A 6,285-nucleotide genomic window follows, 5' to 3' on the forward strand; every position below is an offset into this window, starting at 1 on the left:
TCTGCTTGGCAGTAAACCTATTAAGACCCGTCCACTAGGGACGGTATTCTGGCGTTTTAGAGGTGAACAACGTGGAGCTTTTATCCGGCGGTGAGATGATCGTCCGCTTCTTGCGTGACGAAGGCGTCAAGCATATCTATGGGTACCCTGGTGGTGCTCTCCTGCATGTTTACGACGCACTGTTCAAAGAACCGGAAGTGGAACACATCCTGGTTCGTCACGAGCAGGCGGCAACCCATATGGCGGACGGCTACGCCCGCGCCACCGGCAAGGCCGGTGTGGTGCTGGTAACCTCCGGCCCGGGTGCGACCAATGCCATTACCGGCATTGCCACTGCCTATATGGACTCGATTCCGATGGTCATTCTGTCCGGCCAGGTGCCTAGCACCATGGTGGGTACCGATGCCTTCCAGGAAACCGACATGATCGGTATCTCGCGGCCGATCGTGAAGCACAGCTTCATGATCAAGAACCCGACCGAGATCCCTGAAGTTCTGAAAAAAGCTTTCTACCTGGCGCAATCCGGTCGCCCAGGTCCGGTCGTGGTCGACATTCCAAAAGATATGACCAACCCGGCCGAGAAGTTCGAATACGTCTACCCGAAAAAGGTCAAGCTGCGCTCCTACAGCCCTGCGGTCCGCGGCCACTCCGGCCAGATCCGCAAGGCCGCCGAGATGCTGCTGGCTGCCAAGCGCCCGATCGTATATTCCGGTGGTGGTGTGATCCTGGGCGGTGGCTCCGAGTCCCTCACCGAAATCGCCAAGTCGCTCAACCTGCCAGTCACCAACACCCTGATGGGGCTGGGTGGCTTCCCGGGTACCGATCGCCAGTTCCTGGGCATGCTCGGCATGCACGGCAGCTTCACCGCCAACATGGCCATGCACAATGCCGACGTGATCCTCGCCGTCGGTGCGCGTTTCGACGACCGCGTAGTCAATGGCCCGGCCAAGTTCTGCCCGAACGCCAAGATCATCCACATCGACATCGACCCGGCGTCGATCTCCAAGATGATCAAGGCCGACGTGCCAATCGTAGGTCCGGTCGACAGCGTGCTCGGCGAAATGCTCGGCATCCTCAAGGAAATCGGCGAGCAGCCTGAAAAGGCGGCGCTGGATGCCTGGTGGAAGCAGATCGACGAATGGCGTGGCGATGGCGAGATGTTCCCTTACGACAAGGGCGACGGCAACGTCATCAAGCCGCAGAAAGTCATCGAAACCCTGTGCGAAGTGACTCATGGCGATGCTTTTGTCACCTCCGACGTGGGCCAGCACCAGATGTTCGCGGCGCAGTACTACCGCTTCAACAAGCCGAACCGCTGGATCAACTCCGGTGGCCTGGGCACCATGGGCTTCGGCTTCCCGGCGGCGATGGGCGTAAAGCTCAGCTTCCCCGACCAGGACGTGGCCTGCGTGACCGGCGAAGGCAGTATCCAGATGAACATCCAGGAACTGTCCACCTGCATGCAGTACGGCCTGCCGGTGAAAATCGTCAACCTGAACAACGGTGTGTTGGGTATGGTCCGCCAGTGGCAGGACATGGCCTACAACGGTCGTCACTCGCACTCGTACGTCGAGTCGCTGCCTGACTTCATCAAGCTGGCCGAGGCCTATGGCCATGTGGGTATCCGCATCACCAGCCTGAAGGACCTCAAGCCGAAGCTGGAAGAAGCATTTGCGATGAAGGACCGCCTGGTGTTCATCGACATCGCGGTTGACCGCAGTGAGCATGTCTATCCGATGCAGATCAAGGATGGCTCGATGCGTGACATGTGGCTGAGCAAGACGGAGCGTACCTGATATGCGGCACATCATTTCCCTGCTGCTGGAAAACGAACCTGGTGCGTTGTCCCGTGTGGTCGGCCTGTTCTCCCAGCGCAACTACAACATTGAAAGCCTGACCGTGGCGCCGACCGAAGACCCGACCCTGTCGCGTCTGACGCTGACCACAGTTGGCCATGACGAGGTGATCGAACAGATCACCAAGAACCTGAACAAGCTGGTTGAAGTGGTCAAGCTTGTCGACCTGTCGGAGAGCGCTCACATCGAGCGTGAACTGATGCTGGTCAAGGTCAAGGCCACCGGTGCCCAGCGTGCCGAGATCAAGCGCACCACGGACATCTTCCGTGGCCAGATCGTCGACGTTACCGCCAGCGTGTACACCGTGCAGCTGAGTGGTACCAGCGACAAACTGGACAGCTTCATCCAGGCGATCGGCACTGCATCGATTCTCGAAACCGTGCGCAGCGGCGTTACCGGCATTGCCCGTGGCGACAAAGTGCTCAGCATCTAAATTCAAAAATTAGCGATGGCTCCGCAGGGGCCGAGATATAACCAGGGGTATTTTCATGAAAGTTTTCTACGATAAAGACTGCGACCTTTCCATCATCCAGGGTAAGAAAGTCGCCATCATCGGTTACGGCTCCCAGGGCCACGCTCAGGCGTGCAACCTGAAAGACTCCGGTGTAGACGTTACTGTCGGTCTGCGTAAAGGTTCGGCTACTGTTGCCAAGGCTGAAGCCCACGGCCTGAAAGTTGCCGACGTTGCCTCCGCCGTCGCTGCCGCCGACCTGGTCATGATCCTGACCCCGGACGAGTTCCAGGGCGCTCTGTACAAGAACGAGATCGAACCGAACATCAAGAAGGGCGCTACCCTGGCCTTCTCCCACGGCTTCTCGATCCACTACAACCAGGTTGTTCCGCGTGCCGACCTCGACGTGATCATGATCGCGCCGAAAGCCCCGGGCCACACTGTTCGCTCCGAGTTCGTCAAAGGCGGCGGCATCCCTGACCTGATCGCCATCTACCAGGACGCCTCGGGCAACGCCAAGAACGTCGCCCTGTCCTACGCCGCTGGCGTCGGTGGCGGCCGTACCGGCATCATCGAAACCACCTTCAAGGACGAGACCGAAACCGACCTGTTCGGTGAGCAGGCTGTTCTGTGTGGCGGTACCGTCGAGCTGGTCAAAGCCGGTTTCGAAACCCTGGTTGAAGCTGGCTACGCGCCGGAAATGGCCTACTTCGAGTGCCTGCACGAGCTGAAGCTGATCGTTGACCTCATGTACGAAGGCGGCATCGCCAACATGAACTACTCGATCTCCAACAATGCCGAGTACGGTGAGTACGTTACCGGTCCGGAAGTCATCAACGAAGAATCCCGCAAGGCCATGCGCAACGCTCTGAAGCGCATCCAGGACGGCGAGTACGCGAAGATGTTCATCTCCGAAGGTGCTACCAACTACCCATCGATGACTGCCAAGCGCCGCAACAACGCTTCGCACGGCATCGAGATCATCGGCGAGCAACTGCGCTCGATGATGCCTTGGATCTCGGCGAACAAAATCGTCGACAAAGCCAAGAACTAAGTTTTATCGCATCATGAAAAACGCGGCTTCGGCCGCGTTTTTTCGTTCTGGCAGTCAGCTTCTGGTATAAAGCAGACCAGTGGCCTGCTGTCAGAACCTGTTTCGCCGGCCCGTGTCGAACATTTTCCATCCTGTTGCAAGGTACCCTCCATGAGCGAACGTCCCGAAGAGCCGAACAAGCCCTCCGACGCCGAAAGCCTGCTACCTGTCGATGAGCACGTTGAAGAAGGGCATGACGCGGAAGGTCGCAAGGTGCGCCACCGCGGCATCTACCTGCTGCCCAACCTGTTCACCACCGCCAACCTGTTTGCCGGCTTTTATTCCATCATCAACTCCATGAGCGCGCAGAGCGCCCTGAGTGCGGGTGACCCGCGCGAGGCGAGCAAGTACTTCGCCTTTGCCGCCATCGCCATCTTCGTGGCCATGGTGCTCGACGGCCTGGATGGTCGCGTTGCGCGGATGACCAATACCCAGAGTGCCTTCGGCGCCGAGTACGACTCGCTGTCGGATATGGTCGCCTTTGGCGTGGCCCCGGCGTTACTGGCATTTGGCTGGGCACTGGGTGACATGGGCAAGGTCGGCTGGATGGTCGCCTTCATCTATGTAGCCGGTGCGGCACTGCGCCTGGCCCGGTTCAATACCCAGGTCGGCACCGCCGACAAGCGCTACTTCATCGGCCTGGCCAGCCCGGCTGCTGCGGGTGTGGTGGCCGGTACCGTATGGGCGTTCAGTGACTACGGCATCCAGGGCTCCAAGCTGTCGTTCCTGGTGGCGTTGCTGGTGGCTGCTGCCGGCATGCTGATGGTCAGCAACATCAAGTACAACAGCTTCAAGGAGCTTGACCTGAAGGGTCGTGTGCCGTTCGTGGCGATCCTTGCCGTGGTGCTGGTGTTTGCGGTGGTGTTCAGCGATCCGCCGCGTATCCTGCTGCTGATCTTCCTCGCCTATGCAGCGTCGGGCCCTGTCCAGTTCCTGCTCAAGGCCCGCCGGCGTAAAGGGTGACAAACATTTAATGCTGGAATAACCCTCCGGCTCCATAGTCTTACTGGTATACCCTTTACCAGTGCTATGGAGCCGACCATGCTCATCAAGCTTCCCAGGTCTTCCGAGTGCAAGGCGTCGGAGATCACCCCCGAAGGCATTTACCTTTCCCGTCGCACCTTGCTGGGTGGCGCCATGGCTGGCCTTGCCCTGGGTTCACTGCCGGGCAGGGTGAGTGCAGCCGAAGCCTCCCGCTATGCCGATGTACAGGCCGGTACTCCGCCAAGCTGGTTCACCGACAAACTTGCAGCCACGCGCTGGCAAGCGGTAACAGTGAAGGACGAAGCGATCACGCCGTTCAAGGATGCCACCCACTACAACAACTTCTATGAGTTCGGGCCTGACAAGGGCGATCCGGCGGCCAATGGCGGCAGCCTCAAAACCGAGCCCTGGTCGGTGGTGGTGGATGGAGAAGTCGGCAAGCCTGGGCGCTATGCGCTTGAGGACTTCGTCAAACCCTACCAGCTTGAAGAACGCATCTACCGACTGCGCTGTGTCGAAGCCTGGTCGATGGTCATTCCCTGGCTGGGTATTCCCTTGGCGCAGGTGCTCAAGCAGGTTGAGCCCACCTCCAATGCGCGCTATGTGCGGTTCGAGACCTTGAAGGACCCAGAGCATATGCCTGGGCAGCGTTCGGGGTTCGCCCTGATCGACTGGCCTTATAGAGAGGGGTTGCGCCTGGACGAGGCGATGCATCCCTTGGCCATCCTGGCAGTGGGCATGTATGGCCGGGAGCTGGCCAATCAGAATGGCGCCCCATTGCGGCTGGTGGTGCCGTGGAAGTATGGCTTCAAGAGCATCAAGTCTATCGTGCGCATCAGCCTGGTTGCCGAACAGCCTGGTACTACCTGGGAAGGGTTGGCGCCGGATGAATATGGTTTTTATGCCAACGTGAACCCGACGGTCGATCACCCTCGCTGGAGCCAGGCGCGTGAGCGTCGGCTGCCCAGCGGGTTGTTCAGCCCGAATGTGCGTGAGACACAGATGTTCAATGGCTACGCCGATGAGGTGGCGTCGCTGTATGCCGGGCTTGATCTGCGGAAGAACTACTGATGCGCTATCCCTGGTTTCGCCTGGCCATCTTTGTTGTGGGGTGCCTGTTCCCGGCGTGGTGGTTATATGAGGCTGCGATGAATCTGCTCGGGCCGGATCCTGGGAAGATCATCATGGACCGTCTTGGGCTTGGGGCGCTTACCTTTCTTTTGATTACCCTGAGCATGACCCCGCTGCAGAAGCTGACGGGATGGTCGGGCTGGGTCGTGGTGCGTCGGCAGCTGGGGCTGTGGGTGTTTGCCTATATCGTGCTGCATATCCTGGCCTACCTGTTCTTTATTCTCGGGCTGGACTGGGGGCAGTTGGCGGTGGAGTTGCGCAAGCGGCCTTACATAATAGTGGGGGCGCTGGGGTTCCTTGGGTTGCTGGCGTTGGCGGTTACCTCGAACCGGTATAGCCAGCGGCGTTTGGGGGCGCGGTGGAAGAAGCTGCACAGGCTGGTGTATGCGGTGTTGGGGTTGGGGTTACTGCATTTTTTGTGGATTGTTCGTTCGGATCTGCGGGAGTGGGCGATTTATGCGTTTATTGGGGTGGTGTTGATGGGGTTGAGGATTCCAGCGGTTTCGCGGGGGTTGGCAAGGTTGGTCAGGAAGCAGGGTAGGGCGGTTTGATGATGGGGTAGGTTGCGGGGTGCCTGTCTTGGGATCGAGTTGGGTTTGAAAGGTGCTCGCCTTTGTTTCTTTGGCGCCTATCAGATCGAGCGCTGAAGGGGTTGTGGCGAGCACCTGTTAGCCCTGATGCGGTCTTTTCCCCTTATATTTCACTTTCTTGAAATTAAAGGTTGACGCCCTTTCGAATCCCCTTATAATGCGCCCCACTTCCAGCGACAA

The 6,285-nt window shown here is 59.0% G+C and carries 6 protein-coding genes; all 6 read left to right on the forward strand.

The annotated features are described in order from the left end of the window. Window positions 1-71 precede the first annotated feature (71 nt). The 6 genes from HP547_RS26360 (at window position 72) to msrQ (ending at window position 6,066) form a co-directional block, all read left to right on the forward strand. The gene (locus HP547_RS26360; protein ID WP_172288354.1) at window positions 72-1,796 is read left to right on the forward strand and encodes an acetolactate synthase 3 large subunit; all 1,725 of its coding nucleotides are present in this window, start codon (window positions 72-74) and stop codon (window positions 1,794-1,796) included. Between the two features lies 1 nt (window position 1,797). Next, entirely contained in the window at window positions 1,798-2,289 is a 492-nt protein-coding gene (gene ilvN / locus HP547_RS26365; RefSeq protein ID WP_003250040.1) for an acetolactate synthase small subunit, read from the forward strand. Between the two features lie 55 nt (window positions 2,290-2,344). Beyond that, on the forward strand, window positions 2,345-3,361 hold the full coding sequence (gene ilvC / locus HP547_RS26370) for a ketol-acid reductoisomerase (RefSeq protein WP_172230917.1): 1,017 nt from the start codon (window positions 2,345-2,347) through the stop codon (window positions 3,359-3,361). Between the two features lie 150 nt (window positions 3,362-3,511). Further along, window positions 3,512-4,363: a CDP-diacylglycerol--serine O-phosphatidyltransferase gene (gene pssA, locus HP547_RS26375; protein ID WP_172230914.1), complete on the forward strand. Its 852-nt coding sequence runs from the start codon at window positions 3,512-3,514 to the stop codon at window positions 4,361-4,363. A 78-nt stretch (window positions 4,364-4,441) separates the two neighbouring features. Then, the gene (gene msrP, locus HP547_RS26380) at window positions 4,442-5,455 is read left to right on the forward strand and encodes a protein-methionine-sulfoxide reductase catalytic subunit MsrP (RefSeq protein ID WP_172230911.1); all 1,014 of its coding nucleotides are present in this window, start codon (window positions 4,442-4,444) and stop codon (window positions 5,453-5,455) included. Beyond that, window positions 5,455-6,066, forward strand: a complete 612-nt coding sequence (gene msrQ, locus HP547_RS26385; protein WP_172230908.1) for a protein-methionine-sulfoxide reductase heme-binding subunit MsrQ — start codon at window positions 5,455-5,457, stop codon at window positions 6,064-6,066. Before msrP ends, msrQ begins: the two co-directional genes overlap by 1 nt. Window positions 6,067-6,285: the final 219 nt, after the last annotated feature.

This window comes from Pseudomonas sp. CM27 (assembly GCF_013179515.1).
GTDB lineage: Bacteria > Pseudomonadota > Gammaproteobacteria > Pseudomonadales > Pseudomonadaceae > Aquipseudomonas.